Raw genomic sequence first — 26,018 nt, 5'->3', positions numbered from 1 at the left:
GCGGTCCACGAGCGCTCCGCGACGGCCGGGCGCCACTGCGCGTACGACTCCTGGTCCGGCTCCTGATCCAGCTCCTCCACGGCGCACGCAGAGTGACGTACGTCGCGTTGTGGGGCCAGAGTGGTTTGATCCGCGCCGCGCTGCGCAGACGCACCTGTCGTACCACCACTACCTCGTACCACTCCTGCCGCGCCCCGCGCGCGCTGCCCGACCGAGAGGACGCGACACGTGCCGACCGGCAGCCTCAGTCCCGAGACCGACCGCCCCAGCGGCCAGGACCCCGCGGCGCTCAGACGCCACCGCACCCTCTTCAGAGCAGTTGCCCGTCGCCGCAATCCCAAACTCCGCCGCACCGACATCACCGTCACCGACGAGCGGATCGTCAAGCGGGCGGTGAAGGCCGCGGCGCTGGGCAACGCCATGGAATGGTTCGACTTCGGGATCTACAGCTATCTCGCGGTGACCATCGGCAAGGTCTTCTTCCCCGGCGGCAGCGACACCACCAGCCTGCTGTCCTCCTTCGCCACCTTCGCCGTGGCCTTCCTCGTACGGCCCCTCGGCGGGGCCTTCTTCGGCCCGCTCGGCGACCGCGTCGGCCGCAAGAAGATCCTCGCCCTCACCATGATCATGATGGCGCTGGGGACGCTGTGCATCGGTCTGATCCCCTCCTACGCCTCCATCGGGGTCTGGTCGCCGGTCCTGCTGATCCTCTTCCGGATGCTCCAGGGCTTCTCCACCGGCGGCGAGTACGGCGGCGCCTCCACCTTCATCGCCGAGTACGCCCCCGACAAGAAGCGCGGCTTCTTCGGCAGCTTCCTGGAGATGGGCACCCTGGCCGGCTACGTCGGCGCCTCGGGCCTGGTGCTGCTCCTCACCGCCTGGCTCGGCGACGCGACCATGCTCGACTGGGGCTGGCGGATCCCGTTCCTGGTCGCCGGGCCGCTCGGCCTGGTGGGGCTCTACCTGCGGATGAAGCTGGACGAGACCCCGGCCTTCCAGCGGCTGGAGTCGGCCCGGACCCACGGCTCCGGGGAGTCCGCCGAGCAGACCGAGGCGGAGTTCTCCCACCTCTCGGAGAACGCCCCCAAGAAGAAACTCGGCGAGATCTTCGCCCAGCAGTGGCCCCGGCTGATCCTGTGCATCGCCCTGGCCGGCGCATACAACATCTGCCACTACATGCTGCTGTCCTACATGCCGACCTACCTCACCGACACCCTCCACTACGACCAGACGCACGGCCTGCTGATGGCCATCGCCACCATGGTCCTGCTGATGTTCCTCATCAGCTCCGTGGGCCGGCTCAACGACCGCTTCGGCCGCAAGCCGCTGCTGCTGGCCGGCATGCTGGGCTTCCTCGTCCTGTCCGTACCGGCCTTCCTGCTGGTCAAACAGGGCAGCCTGGCCGCGATCATCCCCGGCATGCTGATGCTCGGCCTCTCCCTGGTCTGCCTGCTGGGCACCATGTCGGCCGCGCTGCCCGCCCTGTTCCCCACCAGCGTGCGCTACGGCTCACTGTCCATCGGCTACAACCTGGCGGTCTCGCTCTTCGGCGGTACGACCCCGCTGGTGGTCACCGCGCTGATGGACGCCGTCGGCGGCAACGACATGATCCCCGCCTACTACGGGACGGGCGCGGCCCTGGTCGGCGTGATCGCGGTGCTGTGCATGCGCGAGACCGCCCAGCAGCCGCTGGAGGGCTCACCGCCCGCCGTCGCCACCAAGGAAGAGGCCGCCCAGCTCGTCACCGCCGAAGCCCCGGAACCCCGCTTCTGACCCGTCCCGCCGCCCCCGGATTCCCGGCACGGCGGCCCCCGCCCTTGGCGGGCGGGGGCGCGGTCATTTTTTCGGCTGGTCGGCGTAACCGCGCGGCGCGGTGGTCATTGAGCAGTTCGAGGGTGCAACGCGCAGCCGAGATAGGGCCGAAGGATGTAACGGGGGATCACATGCCGGTCAGTCCCTATACCCGCGAACGCCTGACAGAGGCGGCGGCTTCTTCTCGTACGTTGTCGGAGGCCTTGGCCAAATTAGGCGTCGACCCGAAGAGTCCGCGGCGCTCTTCCACGAACATCTGCGAGGTGCTGCGGTACCTCGGCCTCGAAGTCGTAGGCGGCCACCACACGCACATCGGCCGCCGTATTCGCGCCTTGGAAATCGACACCTCGCATTTCACGGGCAGGAATCGCACGAAACCGGCTTCCCGCCGCCGCTGCGGCGATCATGTGCTGGTCGAGATGCCGGCCGCCGGCGCCCGCCGGGTGCCGAGCAGCCGCTTGAAAAGACGCCTCCGCCGGTATCTCCGCCGCCGCTTCGAGCTGTTCGGCATCGACATCTCACACTTCCAAAAGCGGCGCCCATACGAGAGGAGCCGGCCCCGCCCGACCCGGGACGCGCTCCGTGAGGCCGTTTCCGCATCGCTGTCGGTGGCCGACGTACTGCGCAAGCTGGACCGCACGGACAACACACGGACCCGACATCTCCTACGCCAGTGGATCGCCGAGGACGGCCTCAGTACGTCCCACTTCCTGGGCCAGGCCCATCGTCGGGGAAGACCGAGCCCTACACCCATGAAGCCGCCCGAACAGATCCTGGTGAAGCACGACGGCACGCGCCGGACGAAGACCGTTCTGCTGCGACGGGCCCTCCGGCAGACCGGCACACCCGAGCGCTGCGCCGCCTGCGGGATCGGCCCCGTGTGGGCCGGGAAACCCCTGACGCTCGAAATCGACCACATCAACGGCGACTGGAGTGGCGACCGCCCCGAAAACCTCCGACTCCTATGTCCCAATTGCCACGCAGCGACCCGTACTTGGTGCCGAGGTGGCGCGCGGCCCGCTTCCTTCCGCTGAAACCATGGATCACACGGCCGCGGCACCAGTACCATGGCATGAACGCGGCCGTGGCGAAATTGGCAGCACGCGCAGCACTTAGGATGCTGTGGGAGAAATCCCTTGAGGGTTCGAGTCCCTCCGGCCGCACGCCTTTGAATCGAAGGCCCGGCCCCGTGAACGTACGGGGCCGGGCCTTCGTCGTACGGCAGCGTGTCACGCCTCAGCCCAACAACTCCCGAACCACGGGCACCAGCTCCCGGAATGCCTTGCCGCGGTGGCTGATGGCGTTTTTCTCGTCGGGGGTCAGTTCGGCGCATGTACGGGTTTCGCCGAGGGGCTGGAGGATCGGGTCGTAGCCGAAGCCGCCGGTGCCGGCGGGGGTGTGGCGGAGGGTGCCTTCGAGGCGGCCCTCGACGACGCGTTCCGTGCCGTCGGGCAGGGCGAGGGCCGCGGCGCACGCGAAGTGCGCCGCGCGGTGGCCGTCGGCGATGTCGGAGAGCTGGGCGAGGAGCAGGTCCAGGTTGGCCGCGTCGTCGCCGTGCGTACCGGACCAGCGGGCCGAGAAGATGCCGGGAGCGCCGCCCAGGACGTCCACGCACAGGCCGGAGTCGTCGGCGACGGCCGGGTGGCCGGTGGCGCGGGCCAGCGCGTGGGCCTTCAGGAGGGCGTTCTCGGCGAAGGTGACGCCGGTCTCCTTCACGTCCGGGATCTCGGGGTAGGCGTCGGCCCCGACGAGTTCGACGTCCAGTCCGGCGTCGGCCAGGATGGCGCGCAGTTCGGTGATTTTGCCGGCGTTACGGGTGGCGAGGATCAGGCGCTTCATGGGAAGCGATTATCCCGGTCACCGCCACCGCTCCCGTCCGGCGCCGCCGAGGGTAGGGGTTCCGGCTTCCCCCGGCGGTACGGGGCCAGGCTCCCCGGCGCCCTCGCGGCGCAGCCACGCCAGCGCCTCGGCGACGCATGCCCGGCACTTTCCGGCCGCCTTCCAGGACACCCGGCCGGCTTCGGTGCGGGCGGTCCGTTCGAGGAGGCGGCGCACCACCTCCGTACGGGCGGGGTGCGGCACCGCGCGATCAGTTCCGGGGCGCCGAAGCCGAGGTGGGCGTCCCGGCGTGCCGTCTCATCGCCGCACGCGGCCGGGAGGCCCGCCGTGCCGACCGGCAACGGGGCAACCAACGGCACCTCGGGGCGCCGCCCGTCAGCACCTTCAGGCCGCCTTCCCGCGGCAGCGGCCGGTGGATCTTCCGGTGTCTTTCCTGGCTGCCCGTCCCGCCGCCTCACTCCACGCAGATCCGGCCGAGTTCGCCGATGCCGCTTTCGACGGCGGTGAGGTCCGGCGTGCGTTTGTGGTCCAGCGCGTCGTCGGCGTCCTTCATGGCGGTGCGCATCCGTTGCACGACCTCGGCGAGGTCGGGGCTTTCGGCGGTGTTGCCCAGGGCGTCGAAGCGGTTCAGGTCCCTGTTGACCCTCTTGATCGCCTCGCGTGCGCCCTTCGGGTCGTCGGCCGCGGTGGAGGCCGCCTCCTGGAGGAGGTTGGCGCTCTTGGCGATCTCGTCGGCGGTCTTGGTGCAGTCCACCGTCCGTATGGACGTTCCGCAGCCGGACAGGACGGGGAGGGCGAGCACGGCCACGGCGGGCAGGGTGGTGGCGAGCGTACGGCGACGGCGGAGGCGGCGAGAGCCGCCACGGGTCCGGCGGGCACGGTCACGGACGCCGTTCCGGCGTGAGGTCATGGTCGGGTCCCCCTCTGTAGTGCGTGAGCAAGGGGAGAACGCCGGACGCCTCGCACAGGTTTCCGAGGCGCCGAATATCTACCGATCAGTTACATAAGGCCGGTCTGCGTCAGCAGCATGGCCAGGACGACCACGAAGGTCCAGCCGGCGATGTGCTCCAGGAGGTTGGAGTCGTCCTTGGGCCCGCCGGTGCGGGCGCGCGGCGCAAAGGCGGCGTAAGTGGGCATGGGTACACCTTGCGCGCCCGGCGGCCTCATTCCTAGAGACGCAGATCCCACGAGAAAAACGTCACAGGAGTGGATGGGGTGGAAGGAAGGGCGGACGGGGTACGGATAGCTGGTCGTACCGCCGTGCGCCCTTCCGGGGGCGCACGGCCGCATTCCGCATCAAGCAAGGCGTGCCGGACAAGGCGCGCCCGGCGTATCGGGTCACAGCGTGACGGCGAGAGCCTCACGCTGGACGGCGTCGAGCTGGGCGCAGCCGGCGACGGCCAGGTCCAGCAGCGCGTTCAGCTCGTCCCGGGCGAAGGGCTCGGACTCGGCGGTGCCCTGGACCTCCACGAAGCGGCCGTCGCCGGTGCACACGACGTTCATGTCGGTCTCGGCCCGGACGTCCTCCTCGTAGCACAGGTCCAGGAGCGGTACGCCGCCGACGATGCCGACGCTCACCGCGCTGACGGTGCCGGTCAGCGGGCGGCGGCCGTGCTTGACGACCTTCTTGCCCTGGGCCCAGGCGATGGCGTCGGCCAGTGCCACGTACGCACCGGTGACGGCGGCGGTGCGGGTGCCGCCGTCGGCCTGGAGGACGTCGCAGTCCAGGACGACGGTGTTCTCGCCCAGGGCCTTGAAGTCGATGACGGCACGCAGCGAGCGGCCGATCAGGCGGGAGATCTCGTGCGTACGGCCGCCGATCTTGCCGCGTACGGCCTCGCGGTCGCCACGGGTGTTGGTCGAGCGCGGCAGCATCGCGTACTCGGCGGTGACCCAGCCCTCGCCGCTGCCCTTGCGCCAGCGCGGAACGCCTTCGGTGACCGAGGCGGTGCAGAAGACCTTGGTGTCGCCGAAGGAGATGAGCACGGAGCCCTCGGCGTGCTTGCTCCATCCGCGTTCGATGGTGACGGGGCGGAGCTGGTCGGGGGTGCGGCCGTCGATACGAGACATGGCACAGACCCTATCGGGAATGCCGAGGGCCCCGTTCCGGCGTACACACGGAAGGGGGCCTTCGTACGGAAGGCGCAGCGCCGGGGCAGCCACGAGGGCTATGGGAACTGCTGCGCGGACCGCGGGGTTCGCGGAAGCTCAGTGGCTCCGGCTCACATCATGTCTTCGATCTCGGCGGCGATCGGGTCGGCGTCGGTGCCGATGACGACCTGGATCGCGCTGCCCATCTTCACGACGCCGTGGGCGCCGGCGGCCTTGAGCGCGTCCTCGTCGACCAGATCCGGGTCGGCGACCTCGGTACGCAGGCGGGTGATGCAGCCCTCGACCTCTTCGATGTTGTCGAGGCCGCCGAGCCCGGCGACGATCTTCTCAGCCTTGCTGGCCATGTCCACTCCTGCTTGTCTCGGCCGCCGGCGTCCGCCGAGCGGTGATCACACGGTAACGCACGTTCAGCCCACGTATGCAGGCGTATGTCCGTTCCCTGGCGAAAGATGGCGACCACCCGGCAGCAACGTTCCGGGCGCCCGAACGCGTACCCGAAGTGGTCTACACCACCAGTATGCGGCACGTACCGAGTCGGCCGTCGGCGGGACCGGCGGCCCGGAGGAAGCCGATGAGTTCCAGCGCGGCGGGTCACCGGCGGGAGCCGCAGAAGAGGAAGTGGACCTCCGGCCTCTTCCAGGGCCTGCAGAAGATGGGCCGCAGCCTCCAGCTCCCCATCGCCGTGCTGCCCGCCGCCGGCATCCTCAACCGGCTCGGCCAGCCCGACGTCTTCGGCGCGGACGGCCTGGGGTGGCGGGACGTGGCCAAGGTCTTCGCGGGCGCGGGCGGCGCGCTGCTGGACTCCTCGCTCGGCCTGCCGCTGCTGTTCTGCCTCGGCGTCGCGATCGGCATGGCCAAGAAGTCCGACGGCTCCACGGCCCTGGCGGCGGTGGCCGGTTTCCTCGTCTACTACTCGGTGCTCCACCAGTTCCCGCAGGACTGCCCGGCCGGCGCCACGTACAGCGGTGCCGGGCAGTGGAGCGGGGTGTGTGTGGCCAGGGACCGCAGCGCGGCCCCGGCCGCCTTCCAGAACCCCGGGGTCTTCGGCGGCATCGTCATGGGGTTCCTGACCGCCTGGTTCTGGCAGCGCTACCACCGGGTCAAGCTGGTGGACTGGCTCGGCTTCTTCAACGGCCGCCGCCTGGTGCCGATCGTGATGGCCTTCGTCGGGCTGGCCTTCGCCGCGGTGTGCCTGTGGATCTGGCCGCCGGTCGGGGACGCGCTGACGAGCTTCAGCAAGTGGCTCACCGACCTGGGCGGGACCGGCTCGGGCATCTTCGGCGTGGCCAACCGCGCGCTGCTGGTGATCGGGATGCACCAGTTCCTGAACACGTTCATGTGGTTCCAGTTCGGTGACTTCACCAAGCCGGACGGCACGGCCGTGCACGGGGACATCAACCGCTTCCTGGCCGGTGACCCGCACGCCGGGCAGTTCACCACCGGCTTCTTCCCGATCATGATGTTCGCCCTGCCGGCCGCCGCGCTGGCCATCGCGCACTGCGCCAAGCCACACCGCCGCAAGGAGGTGGGCGGCATGATGCTCTCGGTCGGCCTCACCTCGTTCGTCACCGGCGTGACCGAGCCCATCGAGTACTCGTTCCTGTTCATCGCGCCGGTGCTGTACGGGATCCACGCCGTACTGACCGGTGTCTCGATGGCCGTGAGCTGGGCGCTGGGCGTCAAGGACGGCTTCAGCTTCTCGGCCGGCCTGATCGACTACGTGATCAATTGGGGTCTGGCCACCGAACCATGGATGATCGTCCCGATCGGTCTGTGTTTCGCGGTCGTCTACTACCTCCTCTTCCGCTTCGTGATCACCCGCTTCGACCTCGCCACCCCGGGCCGCGAGCCCGAAGAGGTGGAGGAGGAGCTGGAGAAGCAGGGTCTGAAGTAGGTCTGAAGCAGGTCCGAAGTAGGTCTTAAGCAGCCGCCGGCCCTCAAGCCGTCCGGCATGGGGGCGCTTGGGCCTGCGGTGCCTGTGTGGCTCATACCACCGGGAATGACGGATTCCTTTATGTGATGCCAACATGCTAAAAATGGTCTAAACCACTGTGTGGTGTAGACCAAGCCAGCGGGCCACCCCCCTTCAGAGCGCCCGCCTCACCAGGAGGAATCCGATGAGTACGGCCACCGCCACGGCGGCCCCCAAGAAGAAGGGCCGCGGCTCCAAGGCCATGGCAGTCGCCCAGCGCATCGGCCGCAGCCTCATGCTGCCGATCGCGACGCTGCCCGCCGCGGCGTTGATGGTCCGGCTCGGCCAGACCGACATGCTCGGCCGCGAGTCGTTCCCGGCGTTCCTGCGGAAGATCGCCGAGTTCATGGCCGCGGGCGGCGGTGCCCTCCTGGACAACATGCCGCTGCTGTTCGCCGTCGGCATCGCCATCGGCTTCGCCAAGAAGTCCGACGGCTCCACCGCGCTGGCCGCCGTCGTCGGCTACCTGGTCTTCAACAAGGTGCTGGCGACCTTCTCCGACGACAGCCTGGCCAAGGTCCAAAAGGTCGTCGACGGCAAGATAGTCGAGGTCGCGCAGCCCGCCGACGCCAAGGTCCTGGGCGGTGTGGTGATGGGCATCGTGGTCGCCCTGATCTACCAGCGCTACAGCCGCACCAAGCTCCCGGACTGGCTGGGCTTCTTCAGCGGACGCCGCCTGGTCCCGATCCTGTCGTCCTTCGCCGGTCTGCTCATCGGCATCGTCTTCGGCTACATCTGGCCCGTCCTGGGCACCGGCCTGCACAACGTCGGCGAGTGGCTGGTCGGCTCCGGCGCGGTCGGCGCCGGCATCTTCGGTGTCGCCAACCGCGGTCTGATCGCGGTCGGCATGCACCACCTGCTGAACTCCTTCCCGTGGTTCCAGGCCGGTGACTACAAGGGCTACCACGGCGACATCGCCCGCTTCCTGCACCAGGACCCGAGCGCGGGCCAGTTCATGACCGGCTTCTTCCCGATCATGATGTTCGCCCTGCCGGCCGCCTGCCTGGCGATCACCCACTGTGCCCGCCCCGAGCGCCGCAAGGTCGTCGGCGGCATGATGTTCTCGCTCGCGCTGACCGCCTTCGTCACCGGCGTGACCGAGCCCATCGAGTTCACCTTCATGTTCATCGCCCCGGTGCTGTACGCGATCCACGCGGTGCTCACCGGCGTCTCGATGGCCCTGACCTGGGCCCTGGGCATGAAGGACGGCTTCGGCTTCTCGGCCGGCGCGATCGACTACGTACTGAACCTGGGCATCGCCACCAAGCCGCTGATGCTGGCCGTGGTGGGCCTGTGCTTCGCCGCGCTCTACTACGTGATCTTCCGGTTCGCGATCGTCAAGTTCAACCTCCCCACTCCGGGCCGGGAGTCGGACGAGGAGATCGCCGAGCAGGAGAAGGCCCAGTTCAAGGGCTGATCCTCACCGCTGGGGCCCGCCCCCCGGCGCACTGACGAAAAGGCCCCCGGAACCGCCGGTCAGCGGTTCCGGGGGCCTCGGCGTTGCGCGGGCCGCGTCAGATCTCGTAGACCGCGCCGGCCTTGGCGACCTCGACCGGGCCGCCGAAGGCGTCCTGGGCGTCACGCAGGTTGATGCCCGGGTCGGTCCACGGCGGGATGTGGGTCAGTACGAGCCGTCCCGCGCCGGCCCGCTCGGCGTGCTCGCCGGCTTCCCGCCCGTTGAGGTGCAGGTCCGGGATGTCCTCCTTGCCGTGCGTGAAGGACGCCTCGCACAGGAAGAAGTCGGTGCCGTCGGCGAGCGTGTGCAGGGCCTCGCAGGTCCCGGTGTCCCCGGAGTACGTCAGTGACTTGCCGTCGTGCTCGATGCGGAAGCCGAACGCCTCCACCGGGTGGCTCACCAGTTCCGTACGGATGGCGAAGGGCCCGATGGTGAAGGTGCCGGGCGTCAGCGTACGGAAGTCGAAGACCTCGCTCATCGCCTTCTCGGACGGCAGGTCCGCGTGCGCGGCGGTCAGCCGGCGTTCGGTGCCGGCCGGGCCGTAGACCGGCATCGGCGCGCAACGTCCGCCGTCGGGGCGGTAGTAGCGGACGACGAAGTAGCCGCACAGGTCGATGCAGTGGTCGGCGTGCAGATGCGAGAGCAGTACGGCGTCCAGGTCGTACAGTCCGCAGTGGCGCTGCAGCTCGCCGAGGGCGCCGTTGCCCATGTCGAGGAGCAGCCTGAAGCCGTCGGCCTCCAGGAGGTAGCTGGAGCAGGCCGATTCCGCGGAGGGGAACGAGCCCGAACAACCGACGACAGTGAGCTTCATACGGGCGTGAACCTCCGTGGGCGGGGACGGGGCGGCGGGTCCTCCAGGGGGTTCGGTGGAACCCCGCCAGGCCCTTGTCAGGTCCTTGCCAGGTCCGTTCCGGGGCCTTGGCGGTCTTTGCGGTGCCCACGAGCGTAAGGCGCGAAAGGGCTGGTGGCTCCTCCGGCGGGGCGAGCTGTGGGCGGAATCACCAGTCCGGGTGGGCGCTCGGGGAGCACTGCTCCCACTCCGGCCCGGGCATGCGGAAGGGGCGCACCGGTTGGCGGGTGCGCCCCTTCCGGGTGTGCGCCGGGTGCGCTACGCGTAAGCGTGTGCGTACGTGCACGTGTATGTGAACGTGCGTGTGCACGTGTACGCGTGCGTGCAGCGGGCGCGGCTACTGCTCGTCGAGTTCGTCACGTATGTCGTCGAAGGACTGCTGGCGGTTCTGGCCGCGTTGGCGCGCTTTGTCCTGGCCTTGCTGGGCGCGCTGACGCGCCTTGTCCCCGGCCTGCCGGCCGCGCTCGGAAGCCTGGTCCCTGGCGCCTTGCGCCTTCTCCCTGGCCTGTTGCGCCTTGCCCTGCATCTCGTCCTTTATGCCCATCGAAGTCACTCCTCATTGGGTGAAGGGGGCGTGGGCCTCGGTGGCCCAGAGCCAGCGTGACACGACCGGACATTCTTCGCATTTCTGTGCAGTTGCGTGTTTACGTACGGCGATCCGTCGCAGGTCAGAGGGCCCGGAGAGGTGCCGGGAGGCCCCTGGCGGGCCGGTGGGCACCGGCCCGGGTTCAGGCCCAGAGCTGGCCGTGCAGGGTCTCGATGGCGGCCTCGGTGGACTCGGCGGTGTAGACACCGGTGGAAAGGTACTTCCAGCCCCCGTCGGCGACGACGAAGGCGATGTCGGCGGCCTGTCCGGCCCGTACGGCCTTCTTGGCGACGCCGATCGCGGCATGCAGGGCGGCACCCGTCGAAATACCCGCGAAGATACCTTCCTGCGCGAGAAGTTCACGGGTCCGGCGCACCGCGTCCTCCGAACCCACGGAGAAGCGCGAGGTCAGTACGGACTCGTCGTACAGCTCGGGAACGAAGCCCTCGTCCAGGTTGCGCAGCCCGTAGACGACGTCGTCGTAGCGCGGCTCGGCGGCGACGATCTGTACGCCGGGGACGTGCTCGCGCAGATAGCGGCCCACCCCCATCAGCGTGCCCGTGGTCCCCAGTCCCGCCACGAAGTGGGTGATGGAGGGCAGATCGGCGAGGATCTCCGGGCCGGTGGTCGCGTAGTGGGCACCGGCGTTGTCCGGGTTGCCGTACTGGTAGAGCATCACCCAGTCCGGGTTCTGCTCGGCCAGCTCCTTGGCGACGCGTACGGCCGTGTTGGAACCGCCCGCCGCCGGCGAGGAGACGATCTGCGCGCCCCACATGGCGAGCAGGTCGCGGCGCTCGGCGGAGGTGTTCTCCGGCATCACGCACACGATGCGGTAGCCCTTGAGCTTGGCCGCCATCGCCAGGGAGATGCCGGTGTTGCCGGACGTGGGCTCCAGGATGGTGCAGCCCGGCGTCAGCCGGCCGTCCTTCTCCGCCTGCTCGATCATGTGGAGCGCGGGGCGGTCCTTGACCGAACCCGTGGGGTTGCGGTCCTCCAGCTTGGCCCAGATGCGGACGTCGTCGGAGGGCGACAGGCGCGGCAGGCGGACCAGGGGGGTGTTCCCGACCGCCGCCAGCGGGGAGTCGTACCGCATCAGCGCATCCGGGCGGAGCCGGACACCGGACGCGGGACGGCGTCTGCGGCCGGGGCGGAAGCGCCCGCGGCGGCGGGGAGGGAGCCTGCGGCGGTGGGGAGGGAGCCCGCGGCGACGGCCGGGACGGAACCGCCGGCGACCGCCGGGAGGATGGTGATGCTGTCGCCGTCGGTGAGCCGGGTGGAGATGCCCTCCAGGAAGCGCACGTCCTCGTCGTTGAGGTAGACGTTCACGAAGCGGCGCAGCTCGTCACCCTCGACGAGGCGCTCCCGGATGCCGGCGTGCCGGCTCTCCAGGTCGGCGAAGAGGTCGGCGAGGGTCTCTCCGCTGCCCTCGACGGCCTTCTGGCCGTCGGTGTAGGTGCGGAGGATGGTCGGGATGCGGACCTCGATGGCCATGAGAGAGCTCCTGTCGGAGTGCGGTGGCGAGATGCCGGGTGCGGTGGCGTGGTGGTTGCCGTGCTGTGCGGTGGCGTGGTTGCCGGGCTGGTGACTGCTGGTGTGCTGGTGACTGCTGCTGTGCTGCCGTCTGCGTCTGCCGTGCTGTTGCTCGATCGCGCCGTGCAGGGCGCTTCCGGCGCGCCCCGTCCGTCCCGGCTGCCGGCAAGGGCGCGAAGGGGCGGGCGGGCGGCGGGCAGGAGCGTACGCGCTCGTACGTCACGGGCGGGGTCCCGGGCCGGCTCAGGCGGCGGCGCCGCCCGTACACATCGCGCTGGCGAGGCGGCACAGGTCGACGTGCAGCCGCGCGGCCCCGCATCCGAAGACCCCGAGAAAGGCGGAGGCCGAGCGACGCGAAGCGAGCGTGGCGGCCAGGCTGCCCGGCGTCATATCGCTCACGTCGTGGAGAACCATGCGGTCATCGTATCGATTCCCGGTCCGGGGACTGGAAGCTCGTCTCGGGATACGGAACCGCGGTGCACATCAGGTGGGACGCGGCGCGGTCAGGACGGCTGCCGCGGCTGCCGCGCATAAGCCGCGAGCCGGTCGTCGACGCTGGTCAGACAGCAACTGGCGCAGCGTACGGCCTCGGCACTCGTATAGAAGAGACAGCAGGTACGGCGGAGGTAGACCAGGCGCGGGGTGCCGTCGGGACGCGTGACGGTGGCGACCTCGCCGAGGTCCGCCAGCCCGCCGGGAGCCGACCGCGCGAAGGCGGACCAGCGGCGGGCCATCAGGGCCGGGTCGGCGCGGGAGGCCGCCAGGGCGGTGGCGCAGCCGTGGGCCACTCCCCCGCGCAGTTGCCGCAGCCCGGCGCGGGTACGGCGGTGCAGGGCGGTGGCCAGCGGCAGCAGGTGGGCGGACAGGACCGTCTGTTGGAGGAGGGCGAGGGAAGAAGGAGAAGGGGCGGAAGGGAAAGAGGCGGAAGGAGCGGAAGGGGTGGAAGAGGCGGGCGGGTGCGTGGCGGGTGGCGGGTCCAGGAGGCGCGGGACGCGGAGCCGGACGTCCGCGATGCCGTGGCCCGGGTCCGGGCGCACCAGCACGTTCTTTGGCCGTACGTCCAGAACACGGCCGGTCAGCGCCCAGTACAGGACCGCCGCGGCGGTGACCCGGCCCGCGTACACGGCGATCAGGGTGAGGGCGGCTGCGTGGGCGGTGCGGTGGCCGCTGCCTCGGTGCTCGGTGTCCAGCAGAACGGCCAGTTCCGCGCCGTACGGGTCCAGCAGCCTGTGCGCGGCCAGCCAGCCGGGTTCGTGGGTGGGCGGTTCACCGGCGGTCAGGCGGTAGCGGGGGCCGTGCCCGTCGAGAAGGGCGAACGCGGCGCCGGGCGCCGGGCCGCCCGGCACCACACCGCCCGGCATCACGCCGCCCGTCACCGCGGCTCCTCCGCCGCTCGCGGCCGGTGTTCCGGTGTCAGCCGGTGTTCCGGTGCCGGCCGGTGTTCCGGTGGCAGGTAGACCACCGTCGGCGCGCCCGTGACCGGGTGGACGCCGACCTCCGCGGCCACCCCGTACACCTCGGCCAGCAGTTCGGCGGTGAGGACGTCCCGCGGAGTGCCGTGGGCGACGACCCGACCCGCCCGCAGGACATAGAGGCGGTCGCAGTAGTACGCGGCGAGGTTGAGGTCGTGCAGCGCCAGCAGGTTGGTGGTGCCCAGGCCCCGTACCAGGGAGAGGATCTCCAACTGGTAGCGGACGTCGAGGTGGTTGGTCGGCTCGTCCAGCACCAGCAGGGCCGGCTGCTGGACCAGCGCCCGTGCCACCAGGACACGCTGGCGTTCGCCGCCGGAGAGCCCGGCGAACGGCCGCTCCGCCAGCTCCGCGACGCCGACCCGGTCCAGCGCCCGCCCGACCGCCGCCGCGTCCCGCGCGTTGTCGGCCTCCCAGAACCTCTTGTGCGGGGAGCGGCCCATGGCGACCACCTCGCGTACGGTCAGTTCGAAGCCGCCGACGCTGTCCTGGGGAACGGTCGCGATGCGCCGGGCGCGCGCCTTGGCGGTGACCCGCGCGAGGTCCTCGCCGTCCAGCAGGACCCGGCCGTGGGTGGCGGCCAGGGTGCCGTAGACGCAGCGCAAGAGGGTCGTCTTGCCGCTGCCGTTGGGCCCGACCAGGCCGACCGTCTCGCCCGGCACGACATCCAGGTCGACGGCGTCGACCAGGCGCCGGCCGTCGATCCCGTACGAGAGCCCTTCGGTGCGCAGCGCGGCGGGAGACGGCATGTCGGTATGAGGTGGTGTGTCGATATCGGGTGGTGTGTCGATATCGGGTGGTGTGCCGGCGCGGGAGGCGGTCCGGGCGCCGTACGTGGTCCCGTCGCGGGACGGTGTGCGGTCGGCGGCGCGGGACGTCATGCCGTAACCCCTTCCGCACGGGAGTTCCGGCGCAGCATCCACAGGAAGAAGGGGCCGCCGGCCAGCGCCGTGACGACGCCTACCGGGATCTCCTGCGGCGCGGCGACCGTACGGGCCAGCAGGTCGGCCAGGACGACGAAGGCGGCGCCGGCCAGCGCGACGACCGGCAGCAGTACGCGGTGCGAGGCACCGACGACCATACGGGCGGCGTGCGGCACCATCAGGCCGACGAAGCCGATCGAGCCGCTGACCGCCACCAGCACGCCGGTGACCAGCGAGGCCAGTACGAACACCGCGGCCCGGAAGCGCCCGGTGTCCAGCCCGAGGACGGTGGCGCCCTCCTCCCCCACCAGCAGCAGGTCCAGCGGCCGGGCCAGCGCGATGAGCAGCGCGAGCCCGGCTAGCAGGACGGCGGCGGGCAGCGGCAGGCTGTCCCAGCGGGCCTGGCCGAGCCCGCCGAGGGTCCAGAAGACGATGGCCCGGAAGTGCTCGGCCTCGGCGGCGGTCACCAGGACCAGGCTGGTGAGGGCGGTGAGGATGTACTGGACCGCGACGCCCGCCAGCACCAGCCGCCCGGTGGTCATGGTGCCGCCGCGCCGGGCCATCGCGTAGACGACGACCAGCGCGCCCAGCGAGCCGGCGAAGGCGCCCAGCGGCATGGAGACGGTGGTCGCCACGCCGGTGCCGATGCCCAGGACCACGACCAGCACCGCGCCGGTGGACGCGCCGGAGGAGACGCCGAGCAGGAAGGGGTCGGCGAGCGGGTTGCGGACCAGGGCCTGGAGCACCGTACCGATGACGGCCAGACCGGCGCCGACCACGGCGCCCAGCACGATCCGCGGCAGCCGTACGTCGCGCACGATCGTGGTGAACGGGCCCGGCTCCGCGCCGCCGGTCAGGGCGCGCAGGACGTCGGCGGGCGGGATGCGGACGGCGCCGAGGGCCAGGCCGGCCAGGGTCGCCGCCAGGAGTACCGCCAGGAGCCCGCCGACGGTCAGGGTGAGGCGCAGCCGGCGGCGCGGTGCGGGTGCGTGGGGTGGTGCCGGTGCCGGTGCGGGTGCGTGGGACGGTGCGGGGGCCGACGCCTGGGGCGGTGTCTGTGCCGGAGCCGGTGCGGGCGTCGACGCCGGTGTCCCGCGGGTCACCGCCGAGCCGTTTCCGCTGTGGCCGTCTCCGCTGCGTCCGCCGCGGTCTTCTCACCGGCGACCGGCTTCTTGAAGGCCTCGGGGTGCAGTTGCCGGGCCAGGGCGTCGACCGCGTCGGGGACACGTACACCCAGCACCACACTGGACAGCGGCAGCACCGCGAAGCGCTTGTTCTTCACGGCGGGGACGTCGGCGAGCGCCGGGTCCTCCAGGAGGCGCTTCTTCTTGGCGGCCACGCTCGTACCGCCGTAGTCGTAGATGAGGATGACCTCCGGCCTGCGCTGGACGACCTGCTCCCAGGAGACGTCCCCGAAGGTCCGGTCCAGGTCGGCGAAGACGTTCTCGCCGCCCGCCAGGCCGATGATCTCGTTGCCGATGCCCTTGCCGCCGGCGGTGAAGGCCGCGGTGTCGCCGCTGTCGTACACCACCGTACGGAGCGGCCGGACGCCCTTGAGCGCCTTCTCGGTGCCGGCGATCGCGGCGTCGGCCTCCTTGATCAGCGCCTCGGCGCGCTCGGGGACGCCGAAGGTGGCGCCGGTCTCCCGGATCTCCTGGCGGAGCCGCGCCATGCCGGTGGCCTTGCCGCCGGGGCAGCCCTCCACGTTCATGCGGGTGGCGATCCCGGCCTTCTCCAGATCGGCCCGGTCGCGGCCCTCCTGCTTGTCGAAGGCGCTGGCATAGCCGCCGTAGACGAAGTCGGGGTTGGCGCCGAGCAGCGTCTCGTACGACGGGTATTTGGCGGCGAGGACCTTGACGCTCTTGTAGTCCTTCTCGAAGCGCGGCAGCACCTTGTCGTCGAGGTAGGCGGTGCCGACCAGCCGGTCCTTGAGACCGAGGGCCAGCATCACCTCGGTGACGTGCTGGTTCATCGTGACGACGCGCTCGGGCGGGGCCTTGAAGGTGGTCCGTACGCCACAGTTGGTGACGGTGTACGGGAAGCCCGCCTTCTTGGCGGTGGGCGCCTTGCCGTCGTCGCCGGACTGCGGGGTACCGCAGGCCGTGAGCGGGACGAGCAGGGCGGCGGCGATGAACGTACGACGCCGGGACATGCTGGCCGTGCCTCCTCCGGGGGATCCGCGTCCCCTGGTCGGTGCTGAGAGGCGGCAGGTCAGTTCCTGACTCACGGGCTCGCGAGGAGCCCGGTCACAGTGGCGGGACCGTCCCGGATTCGCACCGGGTTCCTGGGTCCTGCCGCCCGGGATGATGCGCCCAGTCTCTCAGAGCGCCGCTGTCTCAGAACACCGCTGTCTCAGGACACCGCTGTCTCAGAGCGCCGCTGTCTCGGAGCGCTCAGGCGTACGCGTCCACGACCTCGACGTCTTCCTCCGTGATCACGCCGTCCACGATGCGGAACGAGCGGAACTGGAAGGGGCCGGCGTCATCGGTGTCGGCGGTGGAGACCAGGACGTAGTGGGCGCCCGGCTCGTTGGCGTAGGAGATGTCCGTACGGGAGGGGTATGCCTCGGTCGCGGTGTGCGAGTGATAGATGATCACGGGCTCCTCGTCCCGGTCGTCCATCTCGCGGTAGAGCTTGAGCAGGTCGGCGGAGTCGAACTCGTAGAAGGTGGGCGAGCGGGCGGCGTTGAGCATGGGGATGAACCGCTCGGGACGGCCGCTGCCGGCCGGGCCCGCGACCACGCCGCACGCCTCGTCGGGGTGGTCCTGGCGGGCGTGCTCGACGATCTGGTCGTACAGGGCCTTGGTGAGGGTCAGCATGGCGCCAAGAATAAGAGGGCGTCGGGGGCGGAGAGCCGGACGGGCCCGTACGTACCGAGGGGTGGTACGTACGGGCCCGCATGCTGGACAAAGGCGCGAGAGGGGCGGGTGGCGACGGATGCCCGACAGGTACCGGCAGGTACCTGCGCGCATCCGGCGGGCACCAGGTGGGGTTCGGGCGGGCGTCGGGCGGGCGTCGGGCGGGCGTCAGCCCTTCGTACCCCGCTTCACGGCCTCCTGACCCGTCTGGCCTGCCCGGTCGCCGCCCTTGCCCGCGGCGAAGGCGTCGGGGTTACGGGACCGCAGGGCCAGGTAGCCGACGCCGAGGATCAGCGCCCAGACCGGAGCCGCGTACAGCGAGATCCGGGCGTCCTTGTCGACACCCATCATCACGACGACCATGGCGATGAAGGCCAGCGCGAAGATCGAGGTGTAGGGGGCACCGGGTGCCTTGAACTCGGACTGCGGCAGCTCGCCGCGGTTGGCCTTGGCGCGGTAGCGGAGCTGGGAGAGCAGGATGACGACCCAGGCCCACATACCGGAGATGGTCGCGAAGGAGACGACGTAGTTGAACGCCTCGCCCGGCCACTGGTAGTTGATCCAGACGCCGACCAGCATCATCGCCACCGAGACGGCGGTACCGCGGGTCGGCAGGCCGTTCTTGCTCAGGTAGGTGAAGAGCTTGGGGCCCTGGCCGTTGAGGGCCAGGTCGCGCAGCATCCGGCCGGTGGAGTACATGCCGGAGTTGGCCGAGGAGAGCGCGGCGGTGAGCACCACGAAGTTGACGATGCCCGCGCCCGCCGGGAGGCCGATCTTGGCGAAGGCGGCGACGAAGGGGCTGACGCCCGGCTCGAAGACCGTCCAGCTCACGACGGACAGGATGATGATGAGCGCGCCGATGTAGAAGAGGCCGATCCGCCACGGCACGGTGTTGATGGCCTGCGGAAGGACCTTCTTGGGGTTGGTCGCCTCGCCCGCGGTGACGCCGACGAGCTCGACGGCGAGGAAGGCGAACATCACGATCTGCAGGGTCATCAGCGTCCCGCCGATGCCCTTGGGGAAGAATCCGCCGTCGGACCACAGGAGGCTGAAGGAAGCGGTGTCACCGGCGTCGGAGAAGCCCAGGATGATCACGCCGAGACCGATGAGGATCATGCCGATGATCGCGGTGACCTTGACCATCGAGAACCAGAACTCCAGCTCACCGAAGAGCTTGACGGAGATCAGGTTGATGCCGAAGAGCGCCACCGTGAAGACCAGCGCGGCGGCCCATTGAGGTATGCCCTTGTTCCAGTACTGCACATAGGTGGCCGCTGCGGTCACTTCCGTGATGCCGGTGACGACCCAGAAGAGCCAGTACGTCCAGCCGGTCACAAACCCCATGAACGGGCCGAGGAACTCGCGGGCGTACTCCGAGAAGGAACCCGACACCGGCCGGTACATGAGCAGCTCGCCCAGGGCCCGCATGATGAAGAAGATGACCAGGCCCACGATCGCGTAGGCGAGGATGATGCTGGGGCCGGCCTTGGAGATCGCCTTGCCCGCTCCGAGGAACAGGCCCGTTCCGATGGCGCCACCAATGGCGATCATCTGGATCTGTCGGTTGCCCAGACCCCGCTGGTAGCCCTCTTCCGGGGCGGAACCTGCGGCCTCGTTGCCGTCGTGTTGCTTGTCGACCTGCACTGAGGTCATGAGTGGTGCGCCTTTCTCCATTCCGACCCGGATCTTCCGGATCGGGTCCCGATCCCCCCGGATGGAGTCCTGCACGCCGACGGTCGGTCGGCTCAGCGCTCCCGCAGCGACAGGGGTGGCGTCACTCACGGCAGGTCGTGAACATCTATCACGGCAGCTTGGATGTCGACCAGTGATGACTTGGATCAAGCTCCCGAAAAAACACCCACAAAATGGGACATCTCCCAGAAACAGGCAGGAACACCCACCGCCCCGGTGATGCGATCGTTATCCGGATGTAAGCGTTCGTTGAACGAACGATCAAGATCAGGCAACCCGATTCGGAGCAGCGCTCTCGCTCCGGGAGCACTGATCTCGAATCGGAACGGTGAACTCGAACCGGAGCAGTGATCTCGCATCGGAGCGGTGATCTCGTATCGGAGCGGTGATCTTGAACCGGAACGGTGAACTGGAACCGGAGCGCTGATCTCGCATCGGAGCAGCGCTCTCCAATTGCCGGAGTGGCGCCCTCCGGGCGGAGTAGTGGCCCCGCGCCGGAGTGGCGCTGCCCGGGCGGAGTGGCTCGCTTCGGGCGGGTGGGGGCTTGGGGAGTGGGGTGGGTGGCTTCTAGGGGAGCGGGGGGTTAGTCGGGGAGGAGGGTTTCCACCAGGGACTCCTGGAGGGCGCCCAGCCACAGGTAGGCCATGACCATGGGCTTGCGGGGGTCGGCGTCGGGGAGGCGGAGGAGTTCGCCGCCGTCGTCCTCGTCGGTGACTTCCAGGCGGGTGCCGATGGCCAGGCGGAGGTCGTTGAGGGCACCGAGCCACTGGCGGCTCTCGTCCGGCTTGAGGCGGAGTACCGCGCCGCCGGGGCCGGTGGGGGCGCTGGGGCTGTGGGTGGCGGTTTCGGAGGCCGTGGGGGTTCTGCCGTCGGGGAGGAGGGCGTCCAGGGCCCGTACGACGGCGAGGGCGTCCTCGCGTTTGCGGGCGCGGAGGTCGTTCTCCGTGTAGCGGCGGAACTCCGCGGAGGCGGCGTGGGTGTCGTCGTCCGGGACGACGTCGGGGCCGCCGTACGCGTCGGGGAAGAGGCGGGCCAGCGCCGGGTCGGAGGGCGGCTCGCTGGGGCCCTCCGAGAAGAGCGCGGCGAGCGGGTCCTCGTTCTCGACGGGCTCCTCGCCGGGCCCGATCAGCTCCAGGAGCTGTACGGCCAGGCTGCGCAGGATGGAGATCTCGACCTCGTCGAGGGGGGCGGCGGCACCGCCGCCCGGCAGGGGCTCGAAGTGGCCGGCCATCAGCGGTCCTGCTGAAGGGTCGCCCACAGGCCGTAGCCGTGCATGGCCTGCACGTCGCGCTCCATTTCTTCGCGGCTGCCGCTGGAGACCACCGCGCGGCCCTTGTGATGGACGTCGAGCATGAGTTGGCGGGCCTTGTCCTTTGAGTAGCCGAAGTAGGACTGGAACACGTACGCCACGTAGCTCATGAGGTTGACCGGGTCGTTGTGCACGACCGTGACCCAGGGGAGGTCCGGTTCCAGCGCCTCCACGGGTGCCTCACCGGCCTCGGGGCGCTCGATCTCCGTGGGCACGCTGAGTTCCGCGGGGAAGCGCAGTCCCGCGGGGAAGCGCAGTTCCGCGGGAACGTGCAGTTCCGCGGGCAAGCCGAGTTCTGTGGGCACGCTGAGCGCGCAGTGCTGCGGCGACGCGATGACGGCGGTGGGTGACAGGTGGGCGCTCACCTTCCCCATGCTGCCACCCACAGTGGGGCATCGCACAAACGGCCCGGGGACAAACGGCCCAGGGAAATCGTCAGAGTGACGAGTAACGGGGGTAGCATTTCCGCATGAACACAGCAGACCTGGGGCTGCCGGTGGCCGTGCCGTCGACTGCGCTCTTCACCGACCAGTACGAACTCACCATGCTGCAGGCGGCGCTGCGCGGCGGGACCGCCGAGCGCCGCTCGGTCTTCGAGGTCTTCACCCGCCGCCTGCCCGAAGGCCGCCGCTACGGCGTGGTGGCCGGTACGGGCCGGGTCCTGGACGCGGTGGAGAACTTCCGCTTCGACCCGACGATCCTGGACTTCCTGCGGGGCCGCGGCATCCTCGACGAGCCCACGCTCTCCTGGCTGGCCGACTTCCGCTTCCGCGGCGACATTTGGGGCTATCCGGAGGGCGAGGTCTACTTCCCCGGCTCCCCCGTCATGCGGGTGGAGGGCACCTTCGCCGAGGCGGTGCTGCTGGAGACGGTGATCCTCTCGATCCTCAACCACGACTCGGCGGTGGCCGCGGCGGCCTCCCGTATGGCCGTGGCGGCAGGTGACCGCCCGCTGATCGAGATGGGCGCCCGGCGCACCCATGAGCTGTCCGCGGTGGCCGCGGCCCGCGCGGCGTACGTCGGCGGCTTCCACTCCACCTCCGACCTGGCGGCCGGCTTCCGCTACAACATTCCCACCGTCGGCACCAGCGCACACGCCTTCACTCTTTTGCACGACAGCGAGCGGGACGCCTTCACCGCGCAGGTCGAGTCGCTGGGCAGCGGTACGACCCTGCTCGTGGACACCTACGACGTGGCCGAGGCGGTCCGTACGGCCGTGGAGGTGGCGGGTCCGGGCCTGGGCGCCGTACGGATCGACTCCGGCGACCTGCTGCTGCTCGCGCACCGGGTGCGCCAGCAGTTGGACGAGCTGGGCGCCAAGAACACCAAGATCGTGGTGACCAGCGACCTGGACGAGTACGCCATCGCCTCGCTGGCCGCCGCGCCGGTGGACGCCTACGGCGTCGGCACCCAGGTCGTGACCGGCAGCGGCCACCCCACCTGTTCGATGGTCTACAAGCTCGTGGCGCGCGCCGACAGCGACGATCCGGACGCCCCGCTGCGGCCGGTGGCCAAGAAGTCGATGGGCGCCAAGACCTCGCTCGGCGGCCGGAAGTGGTCCGCGCGGCGGCTGGACGAGGACGGGATCGCCGAGGCGGAGGTCATCGGCACGGGGCCGGTGCCGCCGGAGCTGGCCGGGCGGGAGCTGGCGGTGCCGCTGGTGCGCGAGGGGCGGGTGGTGGCCCGCGAGCCGCTGGAGGCCGCCCGCGAGCGGCACACCGCCGCGCTGGCGGGGCTGCCGATGTCGGCGATGCAGCTCTCGCGCGGCGAGGCCGTGCTGCCCACCGAGTACGCCTGAGGGCGCGGGCCCGGGCGGAGCGCCGGGTTCCGCTCGGGAGTCCGCGCCGCGCGCTCCCGCGGGGCCCAAGTGCCCACTCCCCTAAAAGCGGTGCAGTGGCTACCCTCGGTCACATACCCCGCGCCCATCCTTATGATTTCCAGCCGAAAGGCCTGCACCATGCACCGGGCATTGATCGTCGTCGATGTGCAGAACGACTTCTGTGAGGGCGGCAGCCTCGCGGTGGCGGGAGGTGCGGACGTCGCCGCCGCCATCACGGACCTGGTGGGGCAGGCGGCCGGGAGCTGCTACCGGCACGTCGTGGCGACCCGTGACCACCACATCGATCCGGGCGACCACTTCTCCGACCGGCCGGACTACGAGCATTCGTGGCCGGTCCACTGCGTGGCGGGCACGGAGGGCGGCGGCTTCCATCCCAACTTCGCGCCGGCCGTCGCCTCGGGCGCCGTCGACGCGGTCTTCGACAAGGGCGCCCACACCGCCGCGTACAGCGGCTTCGAGGGGGCGGACGAGAATGGCCGGCTGCTCGCGGACTGGCTGCGCGACCACCGTGTGAGCGAGGTGGACGTGGTCGGGATCGCCACCGATCACTGCGTACGGGCCACGGCCCTGGATGCCGTACGGGAAGGTTTCCGCACGCAGGTGCTGCTGGACCTGACGGCGGGGGTGGCCCGGCGGACGACCGAGGCGGCGCTCAAGGAGCTCCAGCAGGCGGCGGTGGAACTGTCCGGGAAGCCGGTGCTCATCACGGACTGACCGCCCCTTGGCGACCCGACCTTTGGCGGGACGGGACCCGGCAACGCGGTGCGGACCGGAGCCCAAGCTGTTCGGGAGCCCAAGCTGTTCAGGTGTGTGCCGCGGGCCGCAGCAGGGCGGTTATCGGGTGCCAGGACTCCGTGTCGTCCTCCGGTGCCGCGCGCCAGACCAGCCCGTCGGGGTGGTGCAGTACGGCGGTGATCTCGTCCGGGGTCGGCGGCTGGGTGTTGCCGCGCAGGTAGACCGAGCGCAGACCGAGGTTGCGCAGCCTGGTCAGGGCGCGCTGGCGGTTCACGGCGTGCACCAGGACGCGTACGCGGCGGCTGCCGCCGTCGGGCCTGGGCAGCGAGAGGGCGACCACCACGCTCCCGCCCGGGAGCCTGGCGAACCCCGAGCCCCCACCGGAACCACCACCAGTACGACCGGATCCACCACCAGTACCACCGGTACCGCCGGAGCCACCGGACCTGCCGGAGCCACCGGTCATGGACATCACCCCATAGCTCCCCCGCGAGACGTTTCGTCAACAAGGAATCGCTGGGTGCATCTAAACGCGAACGGCCGCCGCCCGCTAGTGGGCGACGGCCGATTCGCATCTGACCTGCGGTTCTACTGATTACCGGGTGGAGGGACCCACCTGGAGGATCACCGTGGAGCCGTCATGGGCTTCCTTGAGGATCCTGATGCGGGTGTTGGTGTCAGCAACGGTCACGCCACCGGTCGGGTTCTCCGGGTCGGTGTAGACACCCTTGTGGTCGTCGAAGACCGTCACCCCGGGCTTGGACTTGATCTTGCTGGTCTGGCCGCCCTTGTGGAGCGTCAGCGCGTCCGTGCGGTCCCGGCCGAAGGTCGAGTCGTACGCCTGGAAGCGGTTGGACATCACCTTGCCGTCGGCCCACTTCTCGGCCTTGGGGTGGGCGTCCACCGGGAGGATCAGCCCGTGGCCCGGGTGCTGGCTGACGTTGTTGTCCGGCTGGGAGGTGTCCCACAGCCAGAGCAGCACGCCATCCTGATAGGGGAAGTGCTCGACCCAGCCGCGGCGGTCGGGGAAGCCGAAGTTGTACGGGCCGGACTTGAGGGTCTTGTCGTAGGAGACGTACCGGCGGTTCTCGGCGATGTAGTACTGCGGGTAGCTCTTGGTGAACGAGGCGCCGATCCGCGAGAAGCCCTTGGCCGTCCAGCCGTTGTCGCCGCTCTCGGCGTTGTCGGTGAACAGCGGCTTGCCGTCGGCGACGACGGCGACGGTGTCGGCCGCGAAGCCCTTCAGCGAGGTGCCGCCGTCGGTCCGGTAGCGGAAGCGGAGGTCGAACTTCTTGCCCGCGTAGGCGTCCAGCGGGTAGACGAGGTCCTTGTACGCGCCCGACGTGCCGCTCAGCGCGGGCTGGTTGCTGCCGTCCCGGCCGATGGCCTTGCCGTCGGCGGTGCCGTCCAGCGGGGTCCAGTTGGCGCCGCCGTCGGTGGACACCTCGGCGTACAGGTAGTCGTAGTTCTCCTCGATGTCCCACCAGCCCTTGAGCGTGAGGGACGCCTGCTTCTTCCCGGTGAGGTCCACCGGGCGCGTCAGGGTGTTCTTCAGGTCGTCACCCATGCCGCTCCACCACTGCGTGGCGCCCTCGGCCGGCTTGACGATCTCGGTGGTACGGGTCTTGGCGGGCAGTTCGACCACCAGGGCCTGCTTGTTCTTGGTGTTGTACTCGGCGACGCCCAGCTTGTGCGTGGACTTCTTGCCGGCCTTGGCCTTGGCGTAGTTGAGCCAGCCGAGCTGGAGCTTGTCCCAGGCGCTCATGTCGCCGGGGAGGTCGCCGATGGTGTCCTTGCCGCGGCCGAGCCAGGAGCCGGAGGACATCAGCGACCAGTACTCCACCGAGGACTCACCCTTGCCGGTGGTGTCGTACTCGTCGGGCAGGCCCAGGTCGTGGCCGTACTCGTGGGCGAAGACGCCCAGTCCGCCGTTCTCCGGCTGCATCGTGTAGTCGCCGACCCATATGCCGGTGTCCCCGATCTGGGTACCGCCGGCCTTGTTGCCGGCCGGGCCGGTCTTGCCGGAGTCCGAGCCGTACGCGTACCAGCGGTGCGCCCAGATGGCGTCGGTGCCCTGCGCGCCGCCGCCCGCGGACTCGTCCTCGCCCGCGTGCACGATCTGGAAGTGGTCGATGTAACCGTCGGGCTCGTTGAAGTTGCCGTCGCCGTCGTGGTCGTAGCGGTCCCACTGGTCGTACGTGGACAGGTCGGCCTTGATCTGGGCGTCGGTGCGGCCCTTGGCCTTCTGGTCCTTGACCCACTGGTTGACGCCGTCACGGACCAGGTCCCAGGCGCTGGGGCAGTTGGTGGAGCCGCAGTAGTTGGAGCCGTACCGCGCCTCGTTCCAGGGCACGCGGACCCAGTCGGAGACCTGGCCGGCCACGGAGTAGCGGCCCGAGGACTGCTTCTCGTAGTACTTGGCCAGGGACTCCTTCTTCTTGTCGTGCGAGAAGTACAGGTCCTGGAAGTGCGCGCGGTTGTAGTCCTTCTGCCACGCGGTGCTGTTGTCCTTCGCCCGGTCGGGCTTGGCTATCTGGTTGTGCGCGGGGCCGGGCCGGCCACCGTACTTCTTGACGGGCGGCTTGGGTCCGTCGCCGTCCGGGTCGTACATCGTGGTGTCGTCGACCTTGTCGCCGAAGTCGGCCAGGATCGTGAAGATCCGGTCGGTCTTCTTCCGTGCCAGTTCGACGTACTTGCCCTTGTCCTTGCCCTTGGTCAGCTTGACGACCTCGGAGGCGCCGCGCCGCTCCGCCTCGGCGTCACCGGACAGCACCTGCTGGAGCGCTTCCTTGCGCTGTGCGGTCTGCTGTTCGCTGTAGGGGCCCTTGAGATCGTGGTCCACGGCCCGCTGGGCGGAGGAGGTGGGGTCCTGTCGCTGGACGGACGCGAACGGCCGTACGCTATCGGCCTGGGCCAGCCCGGTCGACAAAGCGGACGCCCCGATCGCGGCTGCTGCCGTGATCAGGGCGACCGGTCTGAACACCCTCTTCTGTTCTCTCACTTGGCGCGGTCTCCCCTCGAAGTGGTCGTTGTTC

General features: G+C 70.1%; 26 protein-coding genes, 1 tRNA gene, 1 pseudogene and 1 riboswitch. Of the genes and pseudogenes, 7 read left to right on the top strand and 21 right to left on the bottom strand.

Annotated elements, in window-relative coordinates:
* Positions 1–228: 228 nt before the first annotated feature.
* The 3 genes from KGS77_RS22825 (at position 229) to KGS77_RS22815 (ending at position 2,975) form a co-directional block, all read left to right on the top strand.
* A complete protein-coding gene (locus KGS77_RS22825) occupies positions 229–1,773 on the top strand; it encodes an MFS transporter (protein ID WP_242584862.1) in 1,545 nt (514 codons plus the stop codon).
* Positions 1,774–1,943: 170 nt separating this feature from the next.
* Positions 1,944–2,846 carry an HNH endonuclease signature motif containing protein gene (locus KGS77_RS22820; protein ID WP_347404521.1) on the top strand — a complete coding sequence of 301 codons (903 nt, stop codon included), beginning with the start codon at positions 1,944–1,946 and terminating at the stop codon, positions 2,844–2,846.
* A 44-nt stretch (positions 2,847–2,890) separates the two neighbouring features.
* Positions 2,891–2,975 (top strand) — tRNA-Leu (locus tag KGS77_RS22815).
* 73 nt (positions 2,976–3,048) lie between these two features.
* Here the strand turns inward: KGS77_RS22815 and rdgB are convergent.
* From rdgB to KGS77_RS22785, 6 genes are all read right to left on the bottom strand, one after another.
* Complete coding sequence (rdgB, locus tag KGS77_RS22810) at positions 3,049–3,651, bottom strand: RdgB/HAM1 family non-canonical purine NTP pyrophosphatase (protein ID WP_242584860.1); 603 nt, start codon at positions 3,649–3,651, stop codon at positions 3,049–3,051.
* An 18-nt stretch (positions 3,652–3,669) separates the two neighbouring features.
* Entirely contained in the window at positions 3,670–3,894 is a 225-nt protein-coding gene (locus tag KGS77_RS22805) for a hypothetical protein (RefSeq protein WP_242584858.1), read from the bottom strand.
* A gap of 211 nt (positions 3,895–4,105) precedes the next feature.
* Positions 4,106–4,561 carry a hypothetical protein gene (locus KGS77_RS22800; protein WP_242584855.1) on the bottom strand — a complete coding sequence of 152 codons (456 nt, stop codon included), beginning with the start codon at positions 4,559–4,561 and terminating at the stop codon, positions 4,106–4,108.
* An 89-nt stretch (positions 4,562–4,650) separates the two neighbouring features.
* On the bottom strand, positions 4,651–4,788 hold the full coding sequence (locus KGS77_RS22795; protein ID WP_242584853.1) for an SCO1431 family membrane protein: 138 nt from the start codon (positions 4,786–4,788) through the stop codon (positions 4,651–4,653).
* A 201-nt stretch (positions 4,789–4,989) separates the two neighbouring features.
* Complete coding sequence (rph, locus tag KGS77_RS22790; protein WP_242584851.1) at positions 4,990–5,721, bottom strand: ribonuclease PH; 732 nt, start codon at positions 5,719–5,721, stop codon at positions 4,990–4,992.
* A 152-nt stretch (positions 5,722–5,873) separates the two neighbouring features.
* Complete coding sequence (locus KGS77_RS22785; protein ID WP_242584848.1) at positions 5,874–6,107, bottom strand: PTS glucose/sucrose transporter subunit IIB; 234 nt, start codon at positions 6,105–6,107, stop codon at positions 5,874–5,876.
* A 227-nt stretch (positions 6,108–6,334) separates the two neighbouring features.
* Here KGS77_RS22785 and KGS77_RS22780 point away from each other — a divergent pair, with 227 nt between their 5' ends.
* Positions 6,335–7,657 carry a PTS transporter subunit EIIC gene (locus KGS77_RS22780; RefSeq protein WP_242584846.1) on the top strand — a complete coding sequence of 441 codons (1,323 nt, stop codon included), beginning with the start codon at positions 6,335–6,337 and terminating at the stop codon, positions 7,655–7,657.
* Between the two features lie 223 nt (positions 7,658–7,880).
* Positions 7,881–9,152 (top strand): PTS transporter subunit EIIC, encoded by a 1,272-nt coding sequence (locus KGS77_RS22775; RefSeq protein WP_242584844.1) that lies wholly within the window; start codon positions 7,881–7,883, stop codon positions 9,150–9,152.
* Positions 9,153–9,249: 97 nt separating this feature from the next.
* On the opposite strand, the gene KGS77_RS22770 is transcribed toward KGS77_RS22775, so the two are convergent.
* The 13 genes and pseudogenes from KGS77_RS22770 to clpS all read right to left on the bottom strand — a co-directional run bounded on the left by KGS77_RS22770 (position 9,250) and on the right by clpS (position 20,623).
* Positions 9,250–10,002 (bottom strand): MBL fold metallo-hydrolase, encoded by a 753-nt coding sequence (locus tag KGS77_RS22770; RefSeq protein ID WP_242584842.1) that lies wholly within the window; start codon positions 10,000–10,002, stop codon positions 9,250–9,252.
* A gap of 376 nt (positions 10,003–10,378) precedes the next feature.
* Complete coding sequence (locus tag KGS77_RS22765) at positions 10,379–10,585, bottom strand: hypothetical protein (RefSeq protein WP_242584840.1); 207 nt, start codon at positions 10,583–10,585, stop codon at positions 10,379–10,381.
* 184 nt (positions 10,586–10,769) lie between these two features.
* Positions 10,770–11,720: a cysteine synthase gene (locus KGS77_RS22760; RefSeq protein WP_242584838.1), complete on the bottom strand. Its 951-nt coding sequence runs from the start codon at positions 11,718–11,720 to the stop codon at positions 10,770–10,772.
* Positions 11,721–11,848: 128 nt separating this feature from the next.
* Positions 11,849–12,118: pseudogene (locus tag KGS77_RS22755) on the bottom strand (MoaD/ThiS family protein); the annotation flags it as partial.
* A 282-nt stretch (positions 12,119–12,400) separates the two neighbouring features.
* Positions 12,401–12,571 (bottom strand): putative leader peptide, encoded by a 171-nt coding sequence (locus KGS77_RS22750; RefSeq protein WP_242584836.1) that lies wholly within the window; start codon positions 12,569–12,571, stop codon positions 12,401–12,403.
* An 89-nt stretch (positions 12,572–12,660) separates the two neighbouring features.
* Positions 12,661–13,533, bottom strand: a complete 873-nt coding sequence (locus KGS77_RS22745) for a (2Fe-2S)-binding protein (protein WP_242584834.1) — start codon at positions 13,531–13,533, stop codon at positions 12,661–12,663.
* Complete coding sequence (locus KGS77_RS22740; protein ID WP_242587628.1) at positions 13,530–14,375, bottom strand: ABC transporter ATP-binding protein; 846 nt, start codon at positions 14,373–14,375, stop codon at positions 13,530–13,532. The genes KGS77_RS22745 and KGS77_RS22740 overlap by 4 nt, the downstream gene beginning before the upstream one ends.
* Before the next feature lie 128 nt (positions 14,376–14,503).
* Entirely contained in the window at positions 14,504–15,517 is a 1,014-nt protein-coding gene (locus KGS77_RS22735; RefSeq protein ID WP_242587627.1) for an iron ABC transporter permease, read from the bottom strand.
* Between the two features lie 131 nt (positions 15,518–15,648).
* On the bottom strand, positions 15,649–16,701 hold the full coding sequence (locus KGS77_RS22730; RefSeq protein WP_242584832.1) for an ABC transporter substrate-binding protein: 1,053 nt from the start codon (positions 16,699–16,701) through the stop codon (positions 15,649–15,651).
* Between the two features lie 60 nt (positions 16,702–16,761).
* Positions 16,762–16,836, bottom strand: a riboswitch (cobalamin riboswitch).
* Between the two features lie 106 nt (positions 16,837–16,942).
* Complete coding sequence (locus tag KGS77_RS22725) at positions 16,943–17,368, bottom strand: M67 family metallopeptidase (protein WP_242584830.1); 426 nt, start codon at positions 17,366–17,368, stop codon at positions 16,943–16,945.
* Between the two features lie 207 nt (positions 17,369–17,575).
* Entirely contained in the window at positions 17,576–19,060 is a 1,485-nt protein-coding gene (locus KGS77_RS22720) for an amino acid permease (protein WP_242584828.1), read from the bottom strand.
* Between the two features lie 622 nt (positions 19,061–19,682).
* Positions 19,683–20,330 carry a DUF2017 domain-containing protein gene (locus tag KGS77_RS22715; RefSeq protein WP_242584826.1) on the bottom strand — a complete coding sequence of 216 codons (648 nt, stop codon included), beginning with the start codon at positions 20,328–20,330 and terminating at the stop codon, positions 19,683–19,685.
* Complete coding sequence (gene clpS / locus KGS77_RS22710) at positions 20,330–20,623, bottom strand: ATP-dependent Clp protease adapter ClpS (protein WP_242587626.1); 294 nt, start codon at positions 20,621–20,623, stop codon at positions 20,330–20,332. The genes KGS77_RS22715 and clpS overlap by 1 nt, the downstream gene beginning before the upstream one ends.
* A 254-nt stretch (positions 20,624–20,877) precedes the next feature.
* Here clpS and KGS77_RS22705 point away from each other — a divergent pair, with 254 nt between their 5' ends.
* Together KGS77_RS22705 and KGS77_RS22700 are read left to right on the top strand one after the other, a co-directional pair.
* Positions 20,878–22,206 (top strand): nicotinate phosphoribosyltransferase, encoded by a 1,329-nt coding sequence (locus KGS77_RS22705; RefSeq protein WP_242584823.1) that lies wholly within the window; start codon positions 20,878–20,880, stop codon positions 22,204–22,206.
* Positions 22,207–22,365: 159 nt separating this feature from the next.
* On the top strand, positions 22,366–22,962 hold the full coding sequence (locus KGS77_RS22700) for an isochorismatase family protein (RefSeq protein WP_242584821.1): 597 nt from the start codon (positions 22,366–22,368) through the stop codon (positions 22,960–22,962).
* A gap of 88 nt (positions 22,963–23,050) precedes the next feature.
* On the opposite strand, the gene KGS77_RS22695 is transcribed toward KGS77_RS22700, so the two are convergent.
* Both KGS77_RS22695 and KGS77_RS22690 read right to left on the bottom strand, forming a co-directional pair.
* Positions 23,051–23,323, bottom strand: a complete 273-nt coding sequence (locus KGS77_RS22695) for a hypothetical protein (RefSeq protein ID WP_242587625.1) — start codon at positions 23,321–23,323, stop codon at positions 23,051–23,053.
* A gap of 255 nt (positions 23,324–23,578) precedes the next feature.
* Entirely contained in the window at positions 23,579–25,984 is a 2,406-nt protein-coding gene (locus tag KGS77_RS22690; protein ID WP_242584819.1) for an immune inhibitor A domain-containing protein, read from the bottom strand.
* Positions 25,985–26,018: the final 34 nt, after the last annotated feature.

The organism is Streptomyces sp. MST-110588 (genome assembly GCF_022695595.1).
Taxonomy (GTDB): Bacteria; Actinomycetota; Actinomycetes; order Streptomycetales; family Streptomycetaceae; genus Streptomyces.
The sequence above is the reverse complement of the archived record's forward strand: the minus strand, read 5'-3'. Positions and strand labels throughout refer to the sequence as shown.